At 63.2% G+C, this 23,355-nt stretch carries 20 protein-coding genes and 8 tRNA genes; 6 read left to right on the top strand and 22 right to left on the bottom strand.

Annotation, left to right across the window (positions count from 1 at the left end; all coding sequences use genetic code 11):
• Positions 1-35 precede the first annotated feature (35 nt).
• The 3 genes from CLU90_RS00470 to dbpA all read left to right on the top strand — a co-directional run bounded on the left by CLU90_RS00470 (position 36) and on the right by dbpA (position 3,671).
• On the top strand, positions 36-1,700 hold the full coding sequence (locus CLU90_RS00470; protein WP_092712420.1) for an acid phosphatase: 1,665 nt from the start codon (positions 36-38) through the stop codon (positions 1,698-1,700).
• A 212-nt stretch (positions 1,701-1,912) separates the two neighbouring features.
• Positions 1,913-2,149, top strand: a complete 237-nt coding sequence (locus CLU90_RS00465; protein WP_034758223.1) for a hypothetical protein — start codon at positions 1,913-1,915, stop codon at positions 2,147-2,149.
• A 103-nt stretch (positions 2,150-2,252) separates the two neighbouring features.
• Positions 2,253-3,671 carry an ATP-dependent RNA helicase DbpA gene (dbpA, locus tag CLU90_RS00460; protein ID WP_100426919.1) on the top strand — a complete coding sequence of 473 codons (1,419 nt, stop codon included), beginning with the start codon at positions 2,253-2,255 and terminating at the stop codon, positions 3,669-3,671.
• Here dbpA and CLU90_RS00455 read toward each other — a convergent pair.
• The 4 genes from CLU90_RS00455 to CLU90_RS00440 all read right to left on the bottom strand — a co-directional run bounded on the left by CLU90_RS00455 (position 3,658) and on the right by CLU90_RS00440 (position 7,589).
• Positions 3,658-4,209 carry a hypothetical protein gene (locus CLU90_RS00455; RefSeq protein WP_100426918.1) on the bottom strand — a complete coding sequence of 184 codons (552 nt, stop codon included), beginning with the start codon at positions 4,207-4,209 and terminating at the stop codon, positions 3,658-3,660. The genes dbpA and CLU90_RS00455 overlap by 14 nt on opposite strands.
• Positions 4,202-4,780, bottom strand: a complete 579-nt coding sequence (locus tag CLU90_RS00450) for a hypothetical protein (RefSeq protein ID WP_100426917.1) — start codon at positions 4,778-4,780, stop codon at positions 4,202-4,204. The genes CLU90_RS00455 and CLU90_RS00450 overlap by 8 nt, the downstream gene beginning before the upstream one ends.
• 42 nt (positions 4,781-4,822) lie before the next feature.
• Positions 4,823-6,199, bottom strand: coding sequence for a cysteine--tRNA ligase (cysS, locus tag CLU90_RS00445; RefSeq protein ID WP_100426916.1), 1,377 nt, complete (start codon positions 6,197-6,199; stop codon positions 4,823-4,825).
• A gap of 238 nt (positions 6,200-6,437) precedes the next feature.
• Positions 6,438-7,589: an MFS transporter gene (locus CLU90_RS00440; protein ID WP_198511115.1), complete on the bottom strand. Its 1,152-nt coding sequence runs from the start codon at positions 7,587-7,589 to the stop codon at positions 6,438-6,440.
• A gap of 209 nt (positions 7,590-7,798) precedes the next feature.
• On the opposite strand from CLU90_RS00440, the gene CLU90_RS00435 reads away from it, so the two are divergent.
• Complete coding sequence (locus CLU90_RS00435) at positions 7,799-8,629, top strand: AraC family transcriptional regulator (protein ID WP_092712407.1); 831 nt, start codon at positions 7,799-7,801, stop codon at positions 8,627-8,629.
• Between the two features lie 86 nt (positions 8,630-8,715).
• Here the strand turns inward: CLU90_RS00435 and aqpZ are convergent, their stop codons facing one another.
• The 17 genes from aqpZ to CLU90_RS00350 form a co-directional block, all read right to left on the bottom strand.
• Positions 8,716-9,405, bottom strand: coding sequence for an aquaporin Z (gene aqpZ, locus CLU90_RS00430; protein ID WP_058048505.1), 690 nt, complete (start codon positions 9,403-9,405; stop codon positions 8,716-8,718).
• Between the two features lie 207 nt (positions 9,406-9,612).
• Positions 9,613-10,044 carry a GNAT family N-acetyltransferase gene (locus tag CLU90_RS00425; protein WP_092712405.1) on the bottom strand — a complete coding sequence of 144 codons (432 nt, stop codon included), beginning with the start codon at positions 10,042-10,044 and terminating at the stop codon, positions 9,613-9,615.
• Positions 10,044-10,502, bottom strand: a complete 459-nt coding sequence (locus CLU90_RS00420; protein ID WP_157808695.1) for an Ivy family c-type lysozyme inhibitor — start codon at positions 10,500-10,502, stop codon at positions 10,044-10,046. The genes CLU90_RS00425 and CLU90_RS00420 overlap by 1 nt, the downstream gene beginning before the upstream one ends.
• 65 nt (positions 10,503-10,567) lie before the next feature.
• Positions 10,568-10,978, bottom strand: a complete 411-nt coding sequence (locus tag CLU90_RS00415) for a hypothetical protein (protein WP_139143284.1) — start codon at positions 10,976-10,978, stop codon at positions 10,568-10,570.
• Between the two features lie 28 nt (positions 10,979-11,006).
• The gene (locus CLU90_RS00410) at positions 11,007-12,113 is read right to left on the bottom strand and encodes an amidase family protein (protein WP_232731031.1); all 1,107 of its coding nucleotides are present in this window, start codon (positions 12,111-12,113) and stop codon (positions 11,007-11,009) included.
• A gap of 200 nt (positions 12,114-12,313) precedes the next feature.
• The gene (locus CLU90_RS00405; protein WP_034758247.1) at positions 12,314-12,889 is read right to left on the bottom strand and encodes an elongation factor P; all 576 of its coding nucleotides are present in this window, start codon (positions 12,887-12,889) and stop codon (positions 12,314-12,316) included.
• Between the two features lie 135 nt (positions 12,890-13,024).
• Positions 13,025-14,194, bottom strand: a complete 1,170-nt coding sequence (gene earP, locus CLU90_RS00400; protein ID WP_092712400.1) for an elongation factor P maturation arginine rhamnosyltransferase EarP — start codon at positions 14,192-14,194, stop codon at positions 13,025-13,027.
• Positions 14,195-14,289: 95 nt separating this feature from the next.
• Positions 14,290-14,365 (bottom strand) — tRNA-Glu (locus tag CLU90_RS00395).
• A 57-nt stretch (positions 14,366-14,422) separates the two neighbouring features.
• Positions 14,423-14,498: transfer RNA gene (locus CLU90_RS00390), tRNA-Glu, on the bottom strand.
• Between the two features lie 124 nt (positions 14,499-14,622).
• Positions 14,623-14,698: transfer RNA gene (locus CLU90_RS00385), tRNA-Glu, on the bottom strand.
• A 486-nt stretch (positions 14,699-15,184) separates the two neighbouring features.
• Positions 15,185-15,260 (bottom strand) — tRNA-Ala (locus CLU90_RS00380).
• A gap of 48 nt (positions 15,261-15,308) precedes the next feature.
• Positions 15,309-15,384, bottom strand: a tRNA-Glu gene (locus CLU90_RS00375).
• Between the two features lie 36 nt (positions 15,385-15,420).
• A tRNA-Ala gene (locus tag CLU90_RS00370) sits at positions 15,421-15,496 on the bottom strand.
• A 134-nt stretch (positions 15,497-15,630) separates the two neighbouring features.
• Positions 15,631-15,706: transfer RNA gene (locus CLU90_RS00365), tRNA-Glu, on the bottom strand.
• Positions 15,707-15,773: 67 nt separating this feature from the next.
• Positions 15,774-15,849 (bottom strand) — tRNA-Ala (locus CLU90_RS00360).
• Between the two features lie 124 nt (positions 15,850-15,973).
• Complete coding sequence (gltX, locus tag CLU90_RS00355) at positions 15,974-17,380, bottom strand: glutamate--tRNA ligase (RefSeq protein WP_100426913.1); 1,407 nt, start codon at positions 17,378-17,380, stop codon at positions 15,974-15,976.
• A 154-nt stretch (positions 17,381-17,534) separates the two neighbouring features.
• A complete protein-coding gene (locus CLU90_RS00350) occupies positions 17,535-18,446 on the bottom strand; it encodes a LysR family transcriptional regulator (RefSeq protein WP_100426912.1) in 912 nt (303 codons plus the stop codon).
• A gap of 144 nt (positions 18,447-18,590) precedes the next feature.
• Here CLU90_RS00350 and lysA point away from each other — a divergent pair, with 144 nt between their 5' ends.
• Both lysA and CLU90_RS00340 read left to right on the top strand, forming a co-directional pair.
• Positions 18,591-19,835, top strand: a complete 1,245-nt coding sequence (gene lysA / locus CLU90_RS00345; protein ID WP_100426911.1) for a diaminopimelate decarboxylase — start codon at positions 18,591-18,593, stop codon at positions 19,833-19,835.
• Between the two features lie 72 nt (positions 19,836-19,907).
• The gene (locus CLU90_RS00340; protein WP_100426910.1) at positions 19,908-21,482 is read left to right on the top strand and encodes a phospholipase D family protein; all 1,575 of its coding nucleotides are present in this window, start codon (positions 19,908-19,910) and stop codon (positions 21,480-21,482) included.
• A 139-nt stretch (positions 21,483-21,621) separates the two neighbouring features.
• On the opposite strand, the gene CLU90_RS00335 is transcribed toward CLU90_RS00340, so the two are convergent.
• Positions 21,622-23,304: an alkaline phosphatase family protein gene (locus tag CLU90_RS00335; RefSeq protein WP_100426909.1), complete on the bottom strand. Its 1,683-nt coding sequence runs from the start codon at positions 23,302-23,304 to the stop codon at positions 21,622-21,624.
• Positions 23,305-23,355 lie beyond the last annotated feature (51 nt).

Raw genomic sequence — 23,355 nt, 5'->3', positions numbered from 1 at the left:
ACGCCCGTGCCCATAGAGACACCCAAGGAGAATGTGTGAAGGACCTCGCCCCCGCCCTGCCAGCCGATCCGGCCGACCAACCCGCCAATCCCTCGCGCCGGCGCATTTTCCAGGCTGCTTCCGCAGTCGGCCTGGCCGCCAGCCTGCCGGCGCTGGCCGACGCCGCGCCCGCCAAAAAAACCATCGCCAAGGGTTCGCTCGACGCGAAACTCAAGGCGCACGTCAAGAACGTGGTCGTGATCTACCTGGAAAACCGCAGCTTCAACAACCTGTTCGCCAACTTCCCCGGCACCAGCGCGCCCCTGTCCGCCGTCACGGCGGAACAGGCGCAGCAGCTGGACCGCGACGGCAAGCCGCTGGCCACCCTGCCGAAGATCTGGGGCGGCCTCGTGCCGAACCAGCAAAATATCGGCGGCACCGATTACCTGATCAAGGAAGACCAGATTTCCGGCCTGCCCAACGCTCCCTACAAACTGAGCGACGCGGCCGGCAAGCCCCTGCCCGAGAGCATCATCACGCGCGACCTCGTGCACCGCTTCTATAACAACCAGATGCAGATCAACGGCGGCAAGAACGACGGCTTTGCCGCGTGGGCCGACAGTGGCGGCCTGGTGATGGGCCATTACGGCGAAACGTCGAAAAACCTGAACCTGTGGCAGATCGCCGAGCAGTACACCCTGTGCGACAACTTCTTCATGGCAGCCTTCGGCGGCTCCTACATGAACCACCAGTTCCTCGTGACGGGCCGCGCCAACGAATACTTCAACGCGCCTGATACGGCGGCAAAGAAAAAGATCGCCGTGCTGTCCGACGGCCCGCAAGGCGTGCGCCTGGCGATTTCGCCCGACTGCCCCGCCTCGGCGCTCGACGGCAAGCCCAAATACGTGAACGACGGCGCCATCACGCCGGACGGCTATGCCGTCAACACCATGGCGCCGCCATATCAACCGAGCTATATCCGCCCCGCCTTCGACGGCGACCCGCTGCATGCCGATCCGGCGGACGCGAACACCCTGCCGCCGCAAACCTATGACACCATCGGCGACCTGCTGTCGCGCAAGGGCGTCAGCTGGGCGTGGTATGGCGGCGGCTGGCAAGCGGCGCTCGACCACAAGGGCGGCGGCAGCAAGCCGAACTTCCAGTTCCACCACCAGCCGCTGAACTATTTCAAGCAGTTCGCCCCTGGCACGGCCGCGCGCGCCGAACACCTGCGCGACGGCGGCACGGGCGACAGCCCGATCTCGAACAAATTCCTCGCCGCCGCCGTGGCGGGCAAGCTGCCGGCCGTGACCTTCTACAAGCCGCAGGGCAATCTGAACCTGCACGCCGGCTATTCGGACATCGAATCGGGCGACCAGCACGTGGCCAACGTCATCCAGCACTTGAAGGAATCGCCGCAGTGGAAGGACATGATCGTCGTGATCACGTTTGACGAAAACGGCGGCTGGTGGGACCACGTGGCGCCGCCGAAAGGCGACCGCTGGGGCCCGGGCACGCGCATTCCCGCCATCGTCGTCTCGCCGTACGCGAAGAAAGGCGCCGTCGACCACAGTTTTTATGACACGACGTCGATCCTGCGCCTGATCACGCGCCTGCACGACCTGCCCCTGCTCGAAGGCCTGAAAGTGCGCAACGACGCCTTTGCGTCGCGCGGCGCGCTGCCGCCGGGCGACCTGACGGGCGCCCTGAGCTTCCGCTAAGCCACCCACAATGCGGCACGCCTGTGATACACTGCGTGCCGCACTTAAATCCGCAGGACAGGTATTCCTGACGGTTGTTCCAACAATGAGCCCGACTCCAGTAGCCGGGCTTTTGTTTTGTGGACGAAGCGTACAGAGTATTCACATCGCGGACAGCTTTTTGCCCGCTCCCCGGCGCCATGTTTTCGCGGCCAGGGACCAGAGGTTCAGAAATGAGAGATAAAAAAGACAACGCCACCATCGACTTGCCCGGTTTCGGCCCGCCGCCAGCGCACGAGGCGCCAGAGCCGGCGCCGGAACCGCAACGCCGCACGCGCGCGCGCAAGGTGGCGCTGAAGCAGGTGCAGCTTGAGTTGCTGGAGCCGACCGACGCCACGGGCCTGCCCGTCTGGACGCGCGACGCCGGCCTCGATCTGACCGGCTTGCCCATCTGGGCGCCCGATAATTAACCCCGTGCCGGCGGCCGTTTGCCGCCGGCTTCCACAACCATCCGCACAAGGGCGTAAGCCTGTAGACTGTGCCCATCCACCCGCTTTTTACCGGTTCCCGCCCATGAATGCCACTACCACTTCCTTTTCCAGCCTGCCGCTGACGCCCGCCTTTTTGGCCAACCTGGACTCGCTCGGCTACCACGAGATGACCACCATCCAGGCGCAAAGCCTGCCGGCGGTGCTCGATGGCCGCGACCTGATCGCCCAGGCGAAAACGGGCAGCGGCAAGACGGCCGCCTTCGGCATCGGCATCCTGCACAAGCTCAATCCGGCCTGGTTTGCCGTGCAGGGCCTGGTGCTGTGCCCCACGCGCGAACTGGCAGACCAGGTGGCCAATGAGCTGCGCCGCCTGGCCCGCGCGGCCGGCAACATCAAGATCCTGACCCTGACGGGCGGCGCCCCGATGCGCCCGCAAATCGCCTCGCTGGAGCACGGTGCCCACATCGTCGTCGGCACGCCGGGCCGTTTGCGCGACCACCTGGGCCGCGGCACCATCAACCTGAATCACGTGCAAACCCTGGTGCTCGATGAAGCGGACCGCATGACGGACATGGGCTTTTACGAGGAAATCGCCGGCATCGTCAGCGCCTGCCCGGCGCGCCGCCAGACCTTGCTGTTCTCGGCCACGTATCCGGAAGACATCCGCCGCGCCACGGCGTCCTTCCTCGTCAATCCGCTGGAAGTAACGGTCGAGGCGCAGCACGACAACGACAAGATCGAGCAGCGCTTCTATGAGATCGGCTTTGACGAGCGCAATGGCGCCGTCGGCAAGCTGCTCAAGCACTTCAAGCCGGAATCCACGCTGGCCTTCTGCAACACCAAGGTGCATTGCCGCGAACTGGCCGACGAACTGCGCCAGCAAGGCTTTTCCGCGCTGGCCCTGTACGGCGAGCTGGAACAGCGCGAGCGCGATGAAATCCTCGTGCTGTTCGCCAACCGCAGCTGCTCCGTGCTGGTGGCCACCGACGTCGCCGCGCGCGGCCTCGATATTTCCGACCTGGGCGCCGTGATCAACGTCGATGTATCGAAGGACACGGAAGTGCACATCCACCGCATCGGCCGCACGGGCCGCGGCAGCAAGAAGGGCCTGGCCCTGTCGCTGTGCGCGCCGAACGAGAAAAAATGGGTCAAGCTGATCGAGCAATACCAGAACAGCGCCGCCGAATGGCACGACCTGAAGGAACTGGCGGAAGATGACGGCATGGAGGCGCTGCCGGCGCCGATGGTCACCCTGTGCATCATGGGCGGCAAGAAGGACAAGCTGCGCCCGGGCGACTTGCTGGGCGCGCTGACGGGCGACGCCGGCCTCACCAAGGAGCAAGTGGGCAAGATCAACGTGTTCGAGTTCATGACCTACGTGGCGCTGGACCGCAAGGTGGCCGAAGCGGCCTTCAAGCGCCTCAACGCGGGCAATACCCTGGGCCGCGACTTCGGCAACATCAAGGGCCGCAGCTTCAAGATGCGCTTTATCGAGGCGTAAGCGCCTGCAAGGCACGCAGGGCCGCCATGGTCCTGCGTCCCGGGTAATCGTCCCACACGGGATATTGCCTGCGGTAGTAGCAGCTCCAGTAGCTGATGCTGCGCCGCTCCAGCGTGTCCACATACGCGGGGTTCTCCCCCAAATAGCGCGCCAGCGTCGCCGCATTCCAGGCCGGCAGCGCCGCGCCAATTACCTCGATAATCTCCAGCACGTATTCGCCGCACAGGTGCACGACAAACGGCACCGTCCACGCCCGCTCCTGCAACAATAACTGCCTTGCACACGCTTCGCGCACATGGCCGTCGTGGTGGCGCGCGCCCAGGCACAGGGCGATCACGCCTGCGTCGCCGGGCAGCCGGGCACAGGCCAGCAGCTGCTCGCTGTCATAATATGTGCGCGAGGGGATGCGCAAGGCTTCCCCTTCCTGGCATACCGAAAATGGCCAAACGGGCGCATGCAACTGGCCATCTGCCAGCGCAGGCAACAGCTGCGCCACCGTGCTGGCCAGTGCCGCCGGAAAGGCATCCGCTTCAGCCATCGCGATCTTCCTTGCACACCTTGCGCACGCCCAGTGCAGGCTTGTCGACCTTTTCAAAGATCACATTCGAATACCATGCGGCAGGATCGTCTTCGGTGGGCTTGCCCAGCGAAATATAAAAGCCGCCATGCGTGAACAGGGCCGTGGTTTCCTTGCCCGGCCTGGCCCCCTGCAGGAAGGCGGGCCAGGCCGCCCTGTCGACCAGCGTAAAACGCGCGGCCAGCAGCGCCAGCAAACGCGCATGCGTGGCCGGCGCATACGGGAACAGATACAGGTATTCGACCAGCTCACCGCCATCTGCCAGGCGCGTGACGGCGGATGTCGCCGCCTCCACGGCTTCCTTGCCCGCGCCAAAACTGCACAGCACCCCGCCGCTGTAGGCGAAATCGATGACGGTCGCCGGCGCGCACGCCTGCCGTTCGCGGTCGATGCCGACGGGCGGCAGCGCGCGCACTTGCGCCAGCAGCGTCTCGCCGGAGGTGGCCAGCGCGGGAAAGCCCGGACATTCGCTGGCCGCCTGCGCGGCAGAAAAGGCAAGGCAACAACTCAATAGCAGCAAACGGCGCTTCACGGCATCTCCAGTGTCATCAAGCAGCCATTATGCCGGACATCTTCACAAAGGCCGCGCCTGTTGCCCCTGCGGCGTATCGTCGATGTCATAGCCGGCCGCGCGCGCCAGTGCGCGCAGGCGGTCCGCCTCGGCCCACTGGCGCTGCGCGCGGGCGATGGCCCGTTCCGCCATCCACGCCTGCACCGGCTGCGGCACTTCCACCTGCACCGGCCGCCAGGCCAGCAGATCGAGCCCCAGGGCCGCATCGAAACGGACCATGGTGGCCTTTTTGACGGCGTCCGGCAGCCCGCTTTTCAGCAGCTCCCAGGCCGCGGCCAGCGCGCGCGGAAAGTTCAGGTCATCGTTGACCTGCGCCGCAAAGCGCGCCAGCCACACGGAATCGGCCTCACCCTGCGCGTCGCCGAGGCCATGCACGGCGACGCGCAGGCGCGCCAAACCGCTGGCGGCGGCGCGCAGCGCTGCGTCCGTGAAATTGAGGCTGCTGCGGTAGTGCGCGCCCAGGCACAGGTAGCGGTAGGCCAGCGGATCGACGCCCTGCTCCACCAGGCTGTGCAAGCGTAAAAAATCGCCCGACGATTTCGACATCTTCGCATCCTGTGTTTTCAGGAAGGCGCCGTGCAGCCAGAAGTTGGCCAGGCGCGTGCCATGGCGCGCTTCCGTTTGCGCAATCTCGTTGCTGTGGTGGACGGCCACGTGGTCTTCCCCGCCGCAATGGATGTCGAAATATGTCCCCAGGTGCTTTTCCGCCATGGCCGAGCATTCGATGTGCCAGCCGGGGAAACCCAGGCCCCACGGGCTGTCCCACTCCATTTGCCGCTGTCCCGGCACGCCGCTGAACTTCCACAGCGCGAAGTCGCAGATGTCGCGCTTCTCGCCCAAGTCCACCCTTTTGCCCGCCTGCAGGCCGTCGCGGTTCAGGCGCGCCAGTTTGCCATAACTGTCCTGGCGCGTCGTGTCGAAATAGATGCCGTCATCCGTGCGGTAGGTATAGCCCTTCGCTTCCAGGTCGAGAATGAAGGCGATCTGCTCGGCGATGTGGTCCGTGGCGCGGCACCAGACGGTGGGCGGCAGGATATTGAGCTGGCGCAGATCGCCCTCGAACGCGCGGGTAAATTCAGCGGCGATATCCCAGGCCGACTTGCCGCTGCGGGCGCTGCGCGCCGCGATCTTGTCGTCGCCGCTATCGGCATCCGACGTCAGATGGCCCACGTCCGTGATGTTCATCACGTGGCGCACCTGCAAGCCGTTGAATTCGAGCGCGCGGCGCAAGCCGTCGACGAACAGATAGGTGCGCAGGTTGCCGATATGCGCGTAATCGTAGACGGTGGGACCGCAGGCGTACAGGCCCGCCTGCCCCGGGGCGATGGTTTCGAAGGGCCGCAGGCTGCGGCTATACGTGTCGTACAAATGTAGTGTCATGCGGGACTTTCATGCGCGTTGCGGAAAAAGAAAATGGCCACAGGTTTTTCAACGCTGTGGCCATCGGAATGAGGAATGAAAAGTTTAACGGCGCCGGGCCGCATCCTCGCGAAGCCAGATACACGGACACAGCGCAGCGGCGGCGCGGCGTGCAGGGACTGGATGGAGTATGGAAGAGATCATGGAGACAATATCGCATGCGCGCGGGCGGGCCGTCAAGCCCACCCGCGACACCAGCTTACTTTTTCGCCTGCTCGATATGCGGCAGCAGCACCGTCAATATGCCCAGCAGCGGCAGGTAGGAGCAGATTTTGTACACATAGGCGATGCCCGCCACGTCGGCCAGATGGCCCATGGCGGCGGCCGCGATGCCGGACACGCCGAACATCAGGCCAAAGAATATCCCCGCGATCATGCCCACCTTGCCCGGCACCAGTTCCTGCGCGAAGACGACGATGGCGGAAAACGCGGATGAAATCACGAAGCCGATGATCACCGTCAGCACGGCCGTCCAGAACAGGTCGACGTAGGGCAGCAGCAGGGTAAATGGCGCGGCGCCCAGGATGGAAATCCAGATCACGCGCTTGCGGCCGATGCGGTCGCCGATGGGGCCGCCCATGAAGGTGCCGGCCGCCACGGCGGCGAGGAACAGGAACAAATACAACTGGGCATCGCCGAGCGACAGGTGGAACTTGTCGATCAGGTAGAACGTGTAGTAGCTCGACAGGCTGGCCATGTAGATGTATTTCGAGAACACCAGCAGGGCCAGCACGCCCAGCGCGCCCATCACCTTGTTGCGCGACAGGTTCGGTCCATGACCGCCCGTCTTCGGCTTGAAGCTGGCCAGGTGGCCGCTGTACCAGTGACTGACCTTGTACAGCACGCCGATGGCCAGCACGGCCAGCAGGCCGAACCAGGCGACATTGCCGTGGCCGCGGTTCACGATGACGGCGGCCGCCAGCAACGGACCCAGGGCGGAACCGACGTTGCCGCCCACCTGGAACAGCGACTGGGCAAAGCCATAGCGCCCGCCCGAGGCCATGCGCGCCACGCGCGACGCTTCCGGGTGGAAGGTCGACGAGCCGACGCCGATCAGGCCAGCGGCGATCAGCAGGGTCGGGAAGGTCGAGACGACGGACAGCATCAGCACGCCGGCCAGGGTAAAGCACATGCCGACGGGCAGCAGGAATGGCAGCGGACGGCGGTCCGTGTACAAGCCGATCCAGGGCTGCAGCAACGAGGCCGTGCACTGGAACGTCAGGGTAATGAGGCCGACCTGGGTAAAACTGAGTGAAAACTCGGCTTTCAGCATCGGATAAATCGACGGCAATAATGCCTGGATCAAGTCATTGAGCAAATGCACGAAGGCGACGGCGCCCAGGATGTGCATGGCCAGACCGGATTGTTGTTGGGAACTATGAAGCGAGGGAGCCGCCGGCACGGACTTGGCCAATGCTGGAGCAGTTGTAGTTGTGTGCATGTGTCATCCGCAATAATCGGGCACGGCGGGCGGCCCGGCAAAGAAGCCAGTATAGTATGGTCACTGAACTGATAACTTCCAATAATCGTCGCCCAAGTGACAACCAAGTGAACCCCAGCATGTACACCCAAGCACTCGTCCAGACCCATCCCGATGGCGTGCCGTTCAGCCGCAGCACCAGCTCGCACGACTACCAGCATGTGCCGCGCCCCGTGACGGCCATGTCCCGGCAATATGCGGCGGGCGAATATACGGCCCCGCACAGCCATGTGCGGGCGCAACTGCTGTATGCGACGGAAGGCGTGATGCGCGTGTCCACCGAGCATGGCGTGTGGATGTTGCCGCCACGGCGCGCCCTGCTGATCCCCGTGGGCATCGTGCATGAAGTCCACATCTTGAGCGAACTGAGCATGCGCACCGTGTACATCGATGCGCAAGTGGCGGCCCAATATGGCGACGATTGCAAGGTGCTGGAAGTGAGCCGGCTGCTGCGCGAGCTGATCCTGGCCTTGCTGGCCGAACCGGTCGAATATGCGCTGGCGGGGCGCGGCGACTGGCTGGCGCACCTGATCCTGTCGGAACTGGCGGCGGCCGATACCGTGCCCCTCGCCATACCGTGGCCCCGCGACCGCCGCCTGGTGGCCGTGTGCTCGGCCATCATGGACGCGCCCGGCAGCAGGCGCAGCATCGAGGACTGGGCGCAGGATGCGGGCGCCAGCGCGCGTACCCTGATCCGTTTATTTCCCAAGGAAACCGGTCTGCACTACCGCCAATGGCTGCAGCAAGTGCACCTGGCCGAGGCCTTCTGCCGCCTGGACCGGGGCGAAGGCGTGGCGGCCATCGCCTATGCGCTGGGCTACGCCAGCCCCAGCGCCTTCAGCGCCATGTTCCGCCGCATCCTGGGCCGCACACCGCAGCACTACCTGAGCGAGTGGCGCGCTGCGGAGTAAACGAAAAAAGCAGCCCGCAGGCTGCTTTCGTCAAATCGTCTGCCAGCAATGTCGGCTTGCGCCCTGCGGGCCAAGCCGACCTACGCTTATTCCTTCTCGCCGGCGATCAGGCGGTAGGCCAGCGCACCCAGCAAGGCGCCGATGATCGGTGCCAGCCAGAACAGCCACAGCTGGCTCGTCGCCCAGTCGCCCACGTACAGGGCCACGCCCGTGCTGCGGGCCGGGTTGACGGAAGTGTTGGTGACGGGGATGCTGATCAAATGGATCAGGGTCAGCGCGAGGCCGATCGGCAGCGGGGCGAAGCCGGCCGGGGCGCGCTTGTCGGTGGCGCCCAGGATGACGATCAGGAAGAACATCGTCAGCACGATTTCAATGACCAGCGCCGACAGCATCGAATAGCCGCCCGGCGAATGGGCGCCGAAGCCGTTCGAGGCAAAGCCCTTGCTGACATCGAAACCGGCCTGGCCGCTGGCGATCACGTACAGCACGCCGCCGGCCACGATGGCGCCCAGCACTTGCGCGATGATATATGGCAGCAACTGGTTGGCAGGGAAACGGCCGCCGGCCCACAGGCCGATCGAGACGGCGGGATTCAGGTGGCAACCCGAGATGTGCCCGATGGCGTAAGCCATGGTCAGCACCGTCAGGCCAAACGCCAGCGCCACGCCGACAAAGCCGATGCCAAGGCCGGGAAAAGCGGCGGCCAGCACGGCGCTGCCGCAACCGCCCAGTACCAGCCAGAACGTGCCGAGAAATTCGGCGCCATATTGTTTCATGATGTATTCCTTTACATTGTCAAAAAAACGTACCCAGGGGACGACCAGTCAGACCGCTCATTGAGCTCGCCCTCGCCGTATGGCGATGGCAAGGCAAAACACCAGCAAAGTACGGCTGCGCAACTGCAGCAGAGCGCGCATAATGACATATTGTCATTATCAAGGCAATATTAATCTCATGCAACAATATTAATGGTTATCGCGGAATTAACTATTTTTTTGATAATCCTCCTGACGCGGGCGGCGCATGTACTTTTGCGGCGCCTCCAGCGGCGCAAACCCAAAGCTTGCATATAAGCCGTGCGCATCGTCGGTGCCCAGCATCCAGGCGACATCGCGCAAGCGCGCATCATCGAGCACGGCGGCCACCATCTGCTTGCCATATCCCCTGCCCTGGAAGGCAGGCAGAACGAACACGTCGCGCAGGTAGGCAAAATCCGTGTAGTCGGTAATGACCCTGGCGAATGCCACTTGCTGTCCATCCACATAGCCGCCGAAACACAGGGCGTTGGCGATCCCCTTGCGCACGGTTTCCAGCGCCACGCCACGCTTCCAGTACGACTGCTCGCTCAGGTAGCGGTGGATCATGGGCACGTCCAGTGCGTCGCGCTCGCTGGAAATGTGCAGTGGCGCGTGCATCAGTTCTTGTACAGCAGTTCGGCTTCCGCGATGCTGGGCTCGCCGAAGTAGACGGTGCGCACGCCGCCCTTGCCATCGCTGCCCATGTACACGCCCGTCATGCTGCGCGCGGCCGGGTCGTACAAAATCGAATAGCGGTGGCCGCAATTGTGCGGTTCGCAGACGCTGCTCAGCAGGCGCGCCTTGCCGTCGATCTCGACCGGCTTGAGCGGGCTGGCCACGCCATCGGGCACCCAGCGCTGCCGCTTCAGGCCCGCCTTTTTCAAGCCGACATTAAAAGCCTTGCGAAAGGCGTAGTCCGCCTTGTAGACGTCGGGAAAATACGGACAGGTAGCGCCGCCGTCGCAACTTTGCGCCTGCTCGATCAGCGACAGTTTGGGCGTACGCGCTTGCGCCGGCGTGGCGGCCAGCGCCACGGCGGCGCCCAGGAACAGGGGCAAGAGCAAACGTACGGACATGCAATCTCCTAAAAGCATCGTGTAATGCGGGCAGCATAGCAGAATGGCATGCTTGTGCGCGCGCCTCAGGGAGAACAGCGGATGCCGACCACGCCGTTGACCTTGCCTTCCGGCCAGCCCGTCTCGCGCCAGCGGTACACGCCGGGCGCGACGATGATCAATTGCCATTCCACCAGCTTGCCGGCGGCATTGAGGCGGGTTTCATTGTCATAGCGTAACGTCAGGCTGCGCTCCGTTTCCGCCACGACCGTCGCGGCAAAGCGGTTGGTTTCGCCCAGCTTGCTTTTCCACGTACGGTCGTTGAAGATCGCCAGCCGCTGGTGATCGTCGGACAGCTGCATGCGCGTGAAGTGGCGCGCTTCTTCGCACACACTATTCGTATTGACGCTGTCGGACCAGCTGCCGGACAGCTGTTCGGCATCGAAAGGAGTCGGGGTGGCGGCCACGGCCGCACTCAGCAGCAAGGTTGCAAGCATAGTTTATCGATAGAAAACAAAGGAATCGTCATGGTCGGCCCAGCGCCAGGGTGATGCTCGATGGCAGTGCGGGCGTGCGCCGGTGCAAAGTCGCCTGCTCGTAGGCATACGCCATCGCGATGAGCGGCATGTCGCCGTGGGCAGGGCCGATGAAGGACAAGCCAACCGGCAAGCCCCCGACCACGCCGGCAGGTACCGTGATATGCGGCAAGTCGGACTGCGGCTGTGCTACGCCGTGGCAGGTCGGGCCCACCAGCGCATCGAGTCCATGCAGGCGCAGCAGCGCGTCGATGCCGCCAGGCCCGGTGGCGCACGGCAGCTCGACCAGTTCGGCGCCCTGTTCGCGCAACACCAGCAGCGCCTGCCCAATCACGGCATCGGTGCCGGCACACAGGCCGAACAGGCTGCGCGCCACGCCGATGTGGCGCCCGTGCAAGCCGGCGGCGTCCAACACCACGCCATCGGCCAGGCGCTCGCCGCTCAAGGCCGCGAACAGCCAGGCCGCCTCGCGCACGCTGGGCGCCATCGGTCCGGCAATGGCTGGTTCGCCGCCCTGCCCGCCAGCGGCCCTGCCCGTGGGCTTGATGGCGACCAGGCCGCAGTTTGAAGCCGGCGCGACGATGGCGCCGTCCGCCGCGCTGTCAACGGCCAGGATGGTGAGTCCGGCCCAGCTGGCACTGGCATGCGGCACGCTGACGGCGGCCCACTGGCGCAGATTGCTTTTGCCGATGATGACGGCGCCGGCCGCGCGCAAGCGGGCCGCCACGAAGGAATCGCAGCTGGCATGCATGGCCAGGGGTGCCTGCGTGCGCGTCTTCATGCGGTCGCCCGTGGCGATATTGTCGCGCAAGACGATGGGGATGCCGTGCAAGGGGCCGCGCACCTTGCGCACTTGCCGCTCGCGGTCCATTTCCAGGGCAATTTTCAAGGCGTCGGGGTTGATTTCAATACCGGGATAGGCGCGCGCGCCAATGCTGCACAGGGAGCGGATGCGGGCCAGGTATTGCGACGTCAGCGCATGGGAACTGAGTTTGCCTGCCTGCATCATCTGCTGTTGCGGCAAGACGCCGGCGTCGAGCAGATGGGCCATGGGGCTGGCCGGCGCCGTGGCACGGGCCAGTACGGGGCGCGACACGCTCCGGGACGCGCCACTGCGTAACATCTGACTGCGCTGCATCGTATCTCCAGGAAACCTCAATGTTTCTAACGCAATAATGTGCTAGCCGTAGCATAGCAGTCCTTGCAAGCTAATAGTTGTGATAAGGAATTATTTTCCAAGCAAAAAAAAACGCTGCCCGAAGGCAGCGTTTCTTGGCGGTCCGGCACTGAAGCAAATCAGTTGCGTACGACACGCTTGTATTCGTTGGTGCGGGTGTCGATTTCGATGACGTCGTCCTGTGCCACGAACAGCGGCACTTGCACGGTGTGGCGGTGCGCGTCGATGGCGTTTTCGATCTTGGCTTCTTTCAGGACGTTGCCCGAGGTGTTGCCCTTGACCGCTGGCTCCGAGTACACCACTTGACGGGCGATGGTCGTCGGCAGTTCAACGGAGATCGCTTTGCCGTCGTAGAAAATGGCTTCGCATTCCATGCCATCTTTCAGGTAGTTCAGCGCTTCGCCCAGGTTTTCTTCTTCGATTTCGTACTGGTTGTACTCGGTGTCCATGAACACGAACAGCGGGTCGGCGAAGTACGAATACGTCACTGGCTTTTTATCCAGAACAACAACGTCGAACTTGTCGTCGCCGCGGAACACGTTTTCCATCGGGGTGTTCGTCAGAAGATTTTTCATCTTCCATTTGTAGGTGAAGCCCGTGCGGCTCGAACCGTTGACATCAGAACGCAACACGATCATTGGCTTGCTGTCGACCATGATGATATTGCCAACACGAATTTCTTTTGCGGGTTTCATAGGAATGTACGTAAAAAGTGGGTTGCATGAAGACCATCTGCCGCCTGTGCGCCATCAGCGCCGCAAGCTTGCGTTTGATCGGTTAAAAATACGTTAGAAATAACCGGGCATTTTACCTTAATTTTGGGCAAGCGCCTATCTCGTCGCGCCAGCGAACGCCAGCAGGTTACTTGCCAGATCGCCATTAGCCTGCATCTGCCGCTGCCAGTCGTGCGCGCGCGCCCGGATGCGCGGCAGATCGGCCTGCAATGCGGGCCACAGCTGCGCCCACGGCAAGGCGTCCGCGCTGGCGCCATTCCAGGCCAGCGCCGCCTGCACCAGGCTGTCGATGGGGCCGTCCGCATCCGCCGCATAGCGTTGCAGGAAGGCGCGCAATTTCACGTGATGCAAGTTTTCATCCTGCAAATAGATATGCCAGAGAAAGGGCTGGCCCGCCCATTGCGCGCGCACGAACGAGTCCTCGCCGCGCACCAGGTTCACGTCGCAAGCCCACAACAGGCGGTCGTAATCGTCCTGCGGCACGAAAGGCAGCACGCGCACGGTAAGCGCGCCGCGCGTGCGCGTCGCACCGGGCACCGCCGCATCGTCGCCGATAAACGCCTGAACGGCATCGAACGCGACGCCTTCCGGCACCAGGCACGTGATGGGCTCGCTGCCCGCCTGCCAGGCAGCAAACAGCTCGGCGACGGGAGCCGATGGATAGCAGAACAGCGACACTTTCAAGGCGCGCATGTCCGCCGCCGTCACGCCGAATTGCCCGAGGAATGCCGCCATGGCGGCGGCATCGGACTGGAACGCCAGCCGCCGCTCGTCGAGCGCCGCTTCGCGCAGCAAGCCACCCGTTTTATCCGTGAAGCCGGGGAAGAAGAAATGCTTGATCATGCCGTGGCGCGGCGACGTTAGCGCATGGCAACCCTCGACCCACTCTTCCGCCGTCAAGCCTTCCAGGTTCAGCCACACGGGCTGCGGCGAACACTGCGCCATGGCGGCGATATAGCCGGGCGGAATGTCGCAGGCAAAGAACTCGATGACGATATCGGCGATATCGGCAGGCGCAAACACGCCATCCTGGCCGCGCCAGTGGCGTATCGTGACGCCGGACACCTGCTGCGCTTCGGCTGCCACGTCGATCGCGGGGCAAATGCGCTGAAAGCTGACAAGATCGTCGACCCACAGGGCGACGGCCACGCCGTGCTCGCCGCTCAACTGCCGCGCGAGGCGCCAGCAAATGCCGATATCGCCGTAGTTGTCGACGACTTTGCAGAAAATGGCCAGGGATGGCGCGCGATCGGTAGCTAATGGCATATTCAAAGGAGAAGAGAAAAACGTGACATGGCGGCCCATAACAAAAAAGCCGCACTGTTACCAGGCGGCTTTTTTGTTGGCTGATTCAGCCGGTCTGGCGTCCCCAAGGGGATTCGAACCCCTGTACTCACCGTGAAAGGGTGATGTCCTAGGCCTCTAGACGATGGGGACAGAAAATCTGTCCTGGATGCGCTGCTTTGCATCCCGACCTGTTGCTACTTGCGAATCTGGCGTCCCCAAGGGGATTCGAACCCCTGTACTCACCGTGAAAGGGTGATGTCCTAGGCCTCTAGACGATGGGGACAGAAATCTGTCCTGAATGCACTACTTTGCATCCTGACCCGGTACTGCAGCAATATGGCAGAAACAAAAAAAGCCTGACTTGTCAGGCCCGTTCAGCACTGCACTCTTACTTTACAACTAAATCCTGGCGTCCCCAAGGGGATTCGAACCCCTGTACTCACCGTGAAAGGGTGATGTCCTAGGCCTCTAGACGATGGGGACCTGTGCTGGCTTTACTCTCAGCGGACTCTTCGTTGAAGGCTTTGCTTGGCCCCTCAAAAAAGCGTGCGCGAAGTATAGCACGGGGTGATTCACGAAATCAACTACCGGGGATTTTATTTTCCATCTTATTTACAGGGATCTCCCTATGGGGCAGAAGATGCTCGTGCGATATATATGGATGTTGATTTGAGTCGACGGTATTGTCGGATTACGCTGCGCTAATCCGACCTACGCCACATTCCCCCGAGGGTATGGCGGAAATACTTCGCCAAAATAAAAAAAGCCGCTCGAGGCGACTTTGATTACTGCGTGATTTCCGCGCTGTTGGCGAAGGTTTGCGGGAGCTAACCCTGACCTCTTGCATGCCATGCAAGCGCATTAACAGCTTAGCCATATTCCCCCGAGGGTATGGCGGAAATACTTCGCCAAAAATAAAAAAGCCGCTCGAGGCGACTTTGATTTATTCACTACCTGCTTCTGCGCTGTTGGTGGAGGTAAGCGGGATCGAACCGCTGACCTCTTGCATGCCATGCAAGCGCTCTCCCAGCTGAGCTATACCCCCCCGGGCGCAGAAACACTGCTACTTCTTTACTACAACACCAGACTGAACTGGCGTCCCCAAGGGGATTCGAACCCCTGTACTCACCGTGAAAGGGTGATGTCCTAGGCCTCTAGACGATGGGGACCTTGGCACTACATTTACTTCTTTACCTCTGCGCTGTTGGTGGAGGTAAGCGGGATCGAACCGCTGACCTCTTGCATGCCATGCAAGCGCTCTCCCAGCTGAGCTATACCCCCCGGGCGCAGAAATAATAAAAGCCGCACTTGGCGACTTTGTTCCACTACTTGCTTTCCATCCAGATTCCGTTTTTTACGGGCCTGAACTTACAACAATCAGTACAAACAACTGCCACTACTATACCACAACTAACTGGCGTCCCCAAGGGGATTCGAACCCCTGTACTCACCGTGAAAGGGTGATGTCCTAGGCCTCTAGACGATGGGGACCGCGGAACTTCCAAACAACATCTGCACCACTTCAACGACTAACAAAACCTGACTGCGATTTTGCTGCTGGTGGAGGTAAGCGGGATCGAACCGCTGACCTCTTGCATGCCATGCAAGCGCTCTCCCAGCTGAGCTATACCCCCGTTGGTGCAGAAACAAGAGTATAGCAAAGAAGTTTCACTCTGCAAATACCCTTTTTCGTCTATGAGCAACTTTTCATAGGGGCGGTTTCCGCACCGTATTTTTACGCGTATTTAAGCGCGGCGATTACAGCCACTTTGCCAGGCGCGCCAGCACGGTGTCGCGGCCGAAGATCACCACCACCTGATCGATGGCAGGGGTCTGCAACTGGCCCGTCAAAATCAGGCGCAAAGGCATGGCCAGCAGCGGCATCTTGATGGTGTTGGCGGCCAGCACTTCCTTGATCATGGCAGCCACGGCTTCCTTGCTCCACTCCACCGTGGCGATGCGCTCGGCGAACTGCGCCAGCACGGGCTTGATGGCATCCGTGATGTGCTGCGCTGCCAACGCCGCTTCCGGCTGCGGCTCGCGGAAGAACAGCATCGACGCGGCAGCCAGTTCATTGACTGTGTTGGCGCGCTCTTTCATCATGCCCAGCACTTGCGCCAGGTCCGGCGCGCCTTCGAAGACGGCGCCGGCGGCGACCATTTGCGGACGGGCCAGGTCGGCCAGGCGCGTGTTGTCGGCCTGCTTGATATAGTGGTTGTTCAGCCAGGCCAGTTTTTCATTGTTGAACTGGGCGGCGGACTTGGACAGGTGATTCAGGTTGAACCACTCGCAGAACTGCTCGGTCGAGAACACTTCATCGTCGCCATGGCTCCAGCCCAGGCGCGCCAGGTAATTCAGCATCGCTTCCGGCAGGAAGCCCTGCGCCGGGTAATCCATCACGCTGACGGCGCCGTGGCGCTTCGACAGCTTCTCGCCATCCGCACCCAGGATCATCGGCAGGTGGCCGTACAGCGGCAGCGGTGCGCCGATGGCGCGCAGGATATTGATCTGGCGCGGGGTATTGTTGACGTGATCGTCGCCGCGGATCACGTGGGTGATCTGCATGTCCCAGTCATCGACTGCCACGCAGAAGTTGTACGTCGGCGTGCCGTCCGGACGCGCGATCACCAGGTCGTCCAGCTCGCGGTTCGAAATCGTGATCGTGCCCTTGACCACGTCATCCCAGCTCACGTCGCCATCGAGCGGATTCTTGAAACGCACGACGGGCTTGCGGTCGGCAGGAATGGCCGGCAGAGTCTTGCCCGGCTCCGGGCGCCAGGTGCCGTCGTAGCGCGGCTTTTCGCCAGCGGCGCGCATGCGCTCGCGCATCGCTTCGACTTCTTCCGGCGACGAGTAGCAGTGGTATGCCGTGCCCTCAAGCAGCATCTGCGCCACGACTTCGCGGTAGCGGTCCATGCGGGCCATCTGGTAGAACGGGCCTTCGTCGTGGTCCAGGCCCAGCCACTTCATGCCTTCGATGATGGCTTGCACGGCTTCCGGCGTGGAACGCTCCACGTCCGTGTCTTCGATGCGCAGTACGAAGGTGCCGCCGAAGTGGCGGGCATACGCCCAGCTGTATAAGGCGGTGCGGGCGCCGCCCAGGTGCAGATAGCCGGTCGGGCTGGGAGCGAAACGGGTACGGACGGGAGTAGCGGTTGTGGTCATCGAAGTAATCAGGCTTGAATAAGTAAAACGCCATTTTACTACCTAAGCAAAGCCCTAAGGCAAACCCCGGGGTCAGTCACTTCGTGATCGAAATGGGGCCCACTGGGTCCCATTTCCCCTGAGGGTCTGACCCCGGTCCTTCAAGGGGCTTGTCTTATAGTGCCAGCAGCCGCCTTTTCACCTCGTCCGCCTGCGCATGCAGCGCCTGCTCGAACAGGGCCACCAGTTGCGACAAGGGCCGGTGCAAAGGCTTGACCAGATTCACGGTGAACGGCAAGGACACGGCAAAGCGGCGAATCTGCAAGCCCTGCCCCGCATAATCGAGGGCCGTGAGCGGATTGACGATGGCCAGCCCCACGCCTTCGCGCACCATGGCGCACACGGAGGCGGCGCTGTGCGTGTCGAGCGCCATGCGCCGCTCCACGCCGGCCTGCGCGAAGATGGCATCGATCTGCTGGCGGTAAGGGTCGACGGCGGCCAGACTGATGAAAGGCTGGCCTGCGAAGTCCGCCGGCGCCAAGGTCATCTTGCCTGCCAATGGATGGCCATCGGGCAGCACGCACACTTCATCGACGGACATCAGGGTGGCGAGCGTGGTGCCCGGCGGCGCATTGCCCACTTCCGTCAAGCCGATATCGTGGCGCTGCGCCGACAGCCACTCTTCCAGCAGCGGCGACTCCTGCGGCGTGATACTGATGCTCACCTTGGGAAAGTCGGCGACGAAGCGCTTGCACGCCTGCGGCAGCAAGGACTGTGAAAACACGGGCAGGCAGGCGATCGACAACTGCCCCTGGTCGAACTGGCGCAAGGCCGCCGCCGTGCTGACGATGCGCTCCAGGCCGAAATACGCGCGCTGCACTTCCTCGAACAGCTGCAGCGCCTGGGCCGTCGGGCGCAGCCGCCCCCGCTCGCGCTCGAACAGGGTCAAACCCGTCAAATGCTCGAGACGCGCCAGCTCGCGGCTGACGGTCGGCTGCGACGTGTGCAGCATGGCGGCGGCGGCTGTCACGCTGCCCGTCGTCATGACGGCGCGAAAGACCTCGATATGGCGCAAAGAGATAGTCATGCCCATATCATAAATGAATAAAGTAGCCCCAAATAGATATTTTATGTTTACAAAAAAAACCCGCATCATGGCCAACATCGTAGGTCGGATTAGCGCAAGGCGCGTAATCCGACACCACCCTAAAACATGACAAAGACAACCACCATGAAACCAGTGCCAGACGCCACCCTCGCCCAACTCGCCCAGGAACACGGCACGCCTTTGTGGGTGTACGACGCGGCCACCATCCGCGCGCGCATCGCCCAACTGGCGCAGTTCGACACCGTGCGTTTCGCGCAAAAGGCCAATTCGAACATCCACCTGCTGACGTTGATGCGCGAAGCGGGCGTGCACGTGGACGCCGTCTCGCTGGGCGAGATCGAGCGCGCGCTGCAGGCGGGCTTCACGCCGGCGCAAAGGAATGGCGCCGCCGGCGTGGTGTTCACCTGCGACCTGTTCGACCGCGCCACCCTGGCGCGCGTGGCGGCGGCAAAAATCGAAGTCAATTGCGGCTCCGTCGACATGCTGCGCCAGCTGGGCCCCGTGTCGCCCGGCCACCGCGTCTGGCTGCGCATCAATCCCGGTTATGGCCATGGCCACAGCAACAAGACCAATACGGGCGGCGAAAACAGCAAGCACGGCATCTGGCACGAAGAACTGCCGGAGGCGCTGGCCGTCATCCGCGCGCATGGCCTGCACCTGGTGGGCCTGCACATGCACATCGGCTCGGGCGTCGACTACAGCCACCTGGAAACCGTCTGCGGCACCATGGTCGACCTGGTCAAGAACATGGGACACGACATCGAAGCCATTTCCACGGGCGGCGGCCTGTCCGTGCCTTACCGCGAAGGCGAGCAGCCCGTCGACACCAACCACTACTTCCAGCTGTGGGATGCGGCGCGCAAGCAGATCGAGGCGCACCTGGGCCATCCCGTGCACCTGGAAATCGAACCGGGCCGCTTCCTCGTGGCCGATGCGGGCCTGCTGGTGGCCGAAGTGCGCGCCACCAAGCAAATGGGCGGCAACCATTTCACCCTGCTCGACACGGGCTTCAATGAACTGATGCGCCCTGCCATGTACGGCAGCTACCATGAAATGTCGGTGATCGCGCATGACGGCCGCGCACTGGACGCCAGCCCCGCATGCGCCACCGTCGTCGGCGGCCCCCTGTGCGAATCGGGCGACGTGTTTACCCAGCGCGATGGCGGCGTCGTGGAAACCCGCTTGCTGCCGGCTGCGCAGGTGGGCGACTACGTGGTCTTCGAAGGCGCGGGCGCATATGGCGCGTCGATGTCGTCGAACTACAACAGCCGCCCCCATGCGGCCGAATACCTGGTCGACGCCGATGCTTCGCGCTTAATCCGCCGCCGCCAGACGGTGGCCGAACTGATCGCGCTGGAACAACTCTAAGCGGTTTCAACGGCGCGCCGCGTGCGGGCATGCGCATCTGCTAACATCGGGGCAACTCGATGAAAGCCTGCCATGCCCGCTCCCGCACTACCCTCACGCAGCGCCAGCCCGCGGCTGCTGCCTCTGCTGCCCCTGCTGCTGTCCGCCGTCCTCGCCGGCTGCGCTTCGCTGCCTTCGCTGGAAAGCCGCATCCCCTCCAGCGTCATCGCCGACACAAAGCACACCCAATTGGCCACGGCCATTGCACCCATGGTGGCGCAGCATCCGGGCGTGTCCGGCATTTACCCGCTGGCCGACGGGCGCGACGCCTTTGCCGCGCGCGCCCTGCTGGCCGCCGCGGCCCAGCGCAGCCTGGACGTGCAGTACTACATCTGGCACAAGGATATTACGGGCACCCTGCTGTTCGACGCCTTGCGCCAGGCGGCCGAACGGGGCGTGCGCGTGCGCCTGCTGCTCGACGATAACAATACGGCGGGCCTGGACCAGACCCTGACGATGCTGGGCAAGCAAACGAATATCGAAATCCGCCTGTTCAACCCCTTCCTGCCCCGTTCCCCGCGCGCACTGGCCTTTGCCACGGATTTTTCCCGCCTCAACCGGCGCATGCACAACAAGTCGTTCACGGCCGATAACCAGGCCACCATCGTCGGCGGGCGCAATGTGGGCGATGAATATTTTGGCGCGGCCGGCGACGTGCTGTTCGCCGACCTGGACGTGCTGGCCATCGGCCCCGTCGTCGACGACGTCTCGCACGATTTCGACCGCTACTGGAACAGCGCCTCGGCCTACCCGGCCAGGCTGCTGCTGACCAGCCCTGTCGAAGGCGACGCGGCCACCATCGCCGCCGAAGCGGATCGCATCGACGACACCAAGGCGGCAGAGGAATACGTGCAGGCGCTGCGCACCTCGCCCTTCGTCAAGCAGATGATGGAACGCACCCTGCCCTTCGAATGGGCCAGGACGCGCATGGTCAGCGACGACCCGGCCAAGGTGCTGGACAAGGCCAGGCCCGGCACGGGCGTGGCGGAAAACCTGCGAAACCTGCTCGGCGTGCCGGAAAAGGAAGTGGACCTGGTGTCGCCGTATTTCGTGCCCGGCAAAGCCGGCACACAGGCTTTTGCCGACCTGGCGAAAAAAGGCGTGGGCGTGCGCATCCTGACGAATGCGCTGGAAGCGACCGACGTGGCGGCTGTGCATGCCGGCTATGCGAAGTGGAGAAAGCCGCTGCTGGAAGCTGGCGTGCTGCTGTATGAATCGCGCCGCTCGTGGGGACAGGGCGATGCGCGCGAACAGACGGGCCGCTTCGGCAGCTCCGCATCGAGCCTGCATGCGAAGACCTTTGCCGTCGACGACCAGCGCGTCTTCGTCGGCTCGTTCAATTTCGACCCGCGCTCCATCGAGCTGAATACGGAAATGGGCCTCGTCATCGACAGCCCCGCGCTGGCCAGCCAGCTGGGTCTGGCCATGCGCACCACCATCCCGCAGCGCGCCTACCAGGTCATGCTGGGCGCCGACGGCGCGCTGTACTGGATCGCGCGCGACGCCAGCGGCGCCACCACACGCTACGACACGGAACCGGGCACCAGCGTGTGGAAGCGCATGGGGGTGGCGATTCTGTCGGTGCTGCCGATCGACTGGCTGTTGTAAGCGGCTTTGCCAACGATGTCGTCGGATTACGCGGGGCTTTGCCCCGCTAATCCGACCTACGCTCTATGCCCACCACAAGGCCAATGTAGGTCGGCTTAGCGCGCAGCGCGTAAGCCGACAACACCACAGTCCAAGCGCCTTAGCGCACCGCTTCCGTCAAAATCCGCCCTTCCGACGCCGACGGCTGGCGTATGCGCAGCAGGTGGGCGAGCGTAGGCGCGATGTCGACCACTTCCGCGTACTGGCCATAGGCGCCCGGCTTGATCCAGCGGGGACCGAAGACCATCAGCGGCACGTTCGTGTCATACGTGTACGGCGTGCCGTGCGAGGTGCCGCCAACGCCCTTGCCGAAGTACCAGGCCGGTTTTGTAACGACCATCAGGTCGCCCGACAGCTGGCGGTTCCAGGCGCGGCGCATCAGGGTGTCCATGCGCGTGGCGACGGCTCCCGTTTCCATCTGCGTGCGCGTGTAGACTTGCGCCAGCCCGTCCTGCTGCAGCAGGAAGCGGGCCGCCGCGTCTTCCAGGGCGGCGCGATGGATGCCGCTTTTTTCCGCCAGCGCGTAATCGAGATAGATATTCGGCAGCGACGATGTCGTCACCAGCTTGTCGATGCCCAGGGTGGCGGCCAGGTGCTGGTTCAAGGCATCGACCAGTTTGGCGCCGTCGATGCGTTTGGCGGAGATGCCCCGCGTTTCGGAAAATTCCGGCACGTTGGCAAAGCCATGGTCGGCCGTCAGCACCACGAGCACGTTGTCCATGCCGACTTTTTTATCGAGATCAAGAAAGAAGCCGGCCAGCATGCGGTCCAGGCGCTGCAGGTGGTCGTGCGACATCTTGCTTTCCGGGCCGTAGGCATGGTTGACGTAATCGTGCGCGGACAGGCTCACGCCGAGGATGTCGGGCACGCCGGCCGGGTTGCGGCCCAGGTTTTCGCCATCGATGGCGGCGCGGGCGAATTCCAGGGTCAGCTCGTCGAGGAAGGGGCCGGACTTCAGGCGGCTGTAATACTCGCCATCGAGCTTGCCGCTGTCGCTGTAGTAGGCGAACGGGAAGGTGTTGCGCGTGCCCGGCTTGGCAGGCACGAGGTCATCGCGGGCGTCATTGACGTAGGCCGAGTCGGCCAGCAGCGGCGTCCAGTTCTTGCCGTAATAGCGGTCCTGCGGTTTCGCGGCCTGGTAGCGCTGCACCCATTGCGGGTGCTGCTGCATATAGTAGGTGCTGCTGGCGAAATTGCCCGTCTTTTCCATGTACATATACGCCGTGCCCGTTTTCCCGGCCAGCAGGATGGCGCCGCGGTCCTTGCCCGACACGGTGACGACCTTGGCCTTGTCGCCCGTCGAGTAACGCAGTTCGTCGCCCAGGGTGCTCACGCGCAGCCTGGTCGGCGCCGTGCCGTCGTCGGGCTGCGTGTCTTCGCCGATGTAATGGAAATTGCCATCCTCGGTGCAGTACACGGATTTTTTCGTGACGGGATCGATCCAGTTATTGCCGATCACGCCATGCTGGTACGGGTAGGCGCCCGACAGCACGGCCGAGTGGCCGATGGCGGTGACCGTGATGCCGTGCGCCTGGTGCGCATCGCTGAACCATGCGCCCTGCTCCAGCAGGCGGCGGAAGCCGCCCTGGCCGAACTGGTCGCGGTAGCGTGTCACCTGCTCTTGCGGCAAGCCGTCCACGACCAGCACGACGACCAGCTTGGGCTGCGCCGCAGAGGCAACAGCAGGAACCGCCTTGGCCGCATGCGCCTGGCACGCCGCCACGCCAGCGGCCAGCAGCAGCGCCTGCGCCAGCTGCCGGGAAAGGGAGAAATGTTTCGTCATATCCGCTCATCAAAAGTTAGGCCACCGGCCAGCATACGCCGACTATATGAC

Origin of the sequence: Janthinobacterium sp. 67 (assembly GCF_002797895.1) — a bacterium.
Lineage (GTDB): Bacteria > Pseudomonadota > Gammaproteobacteria > Burkholderiales > Burkholderiaceae_D > Janthinobacterium.
The sequence above is the reverse complement of the archived record's forward strand: the minus strand, read 5'-3'. Positions and strand labels throughout refer to the sequence as shown.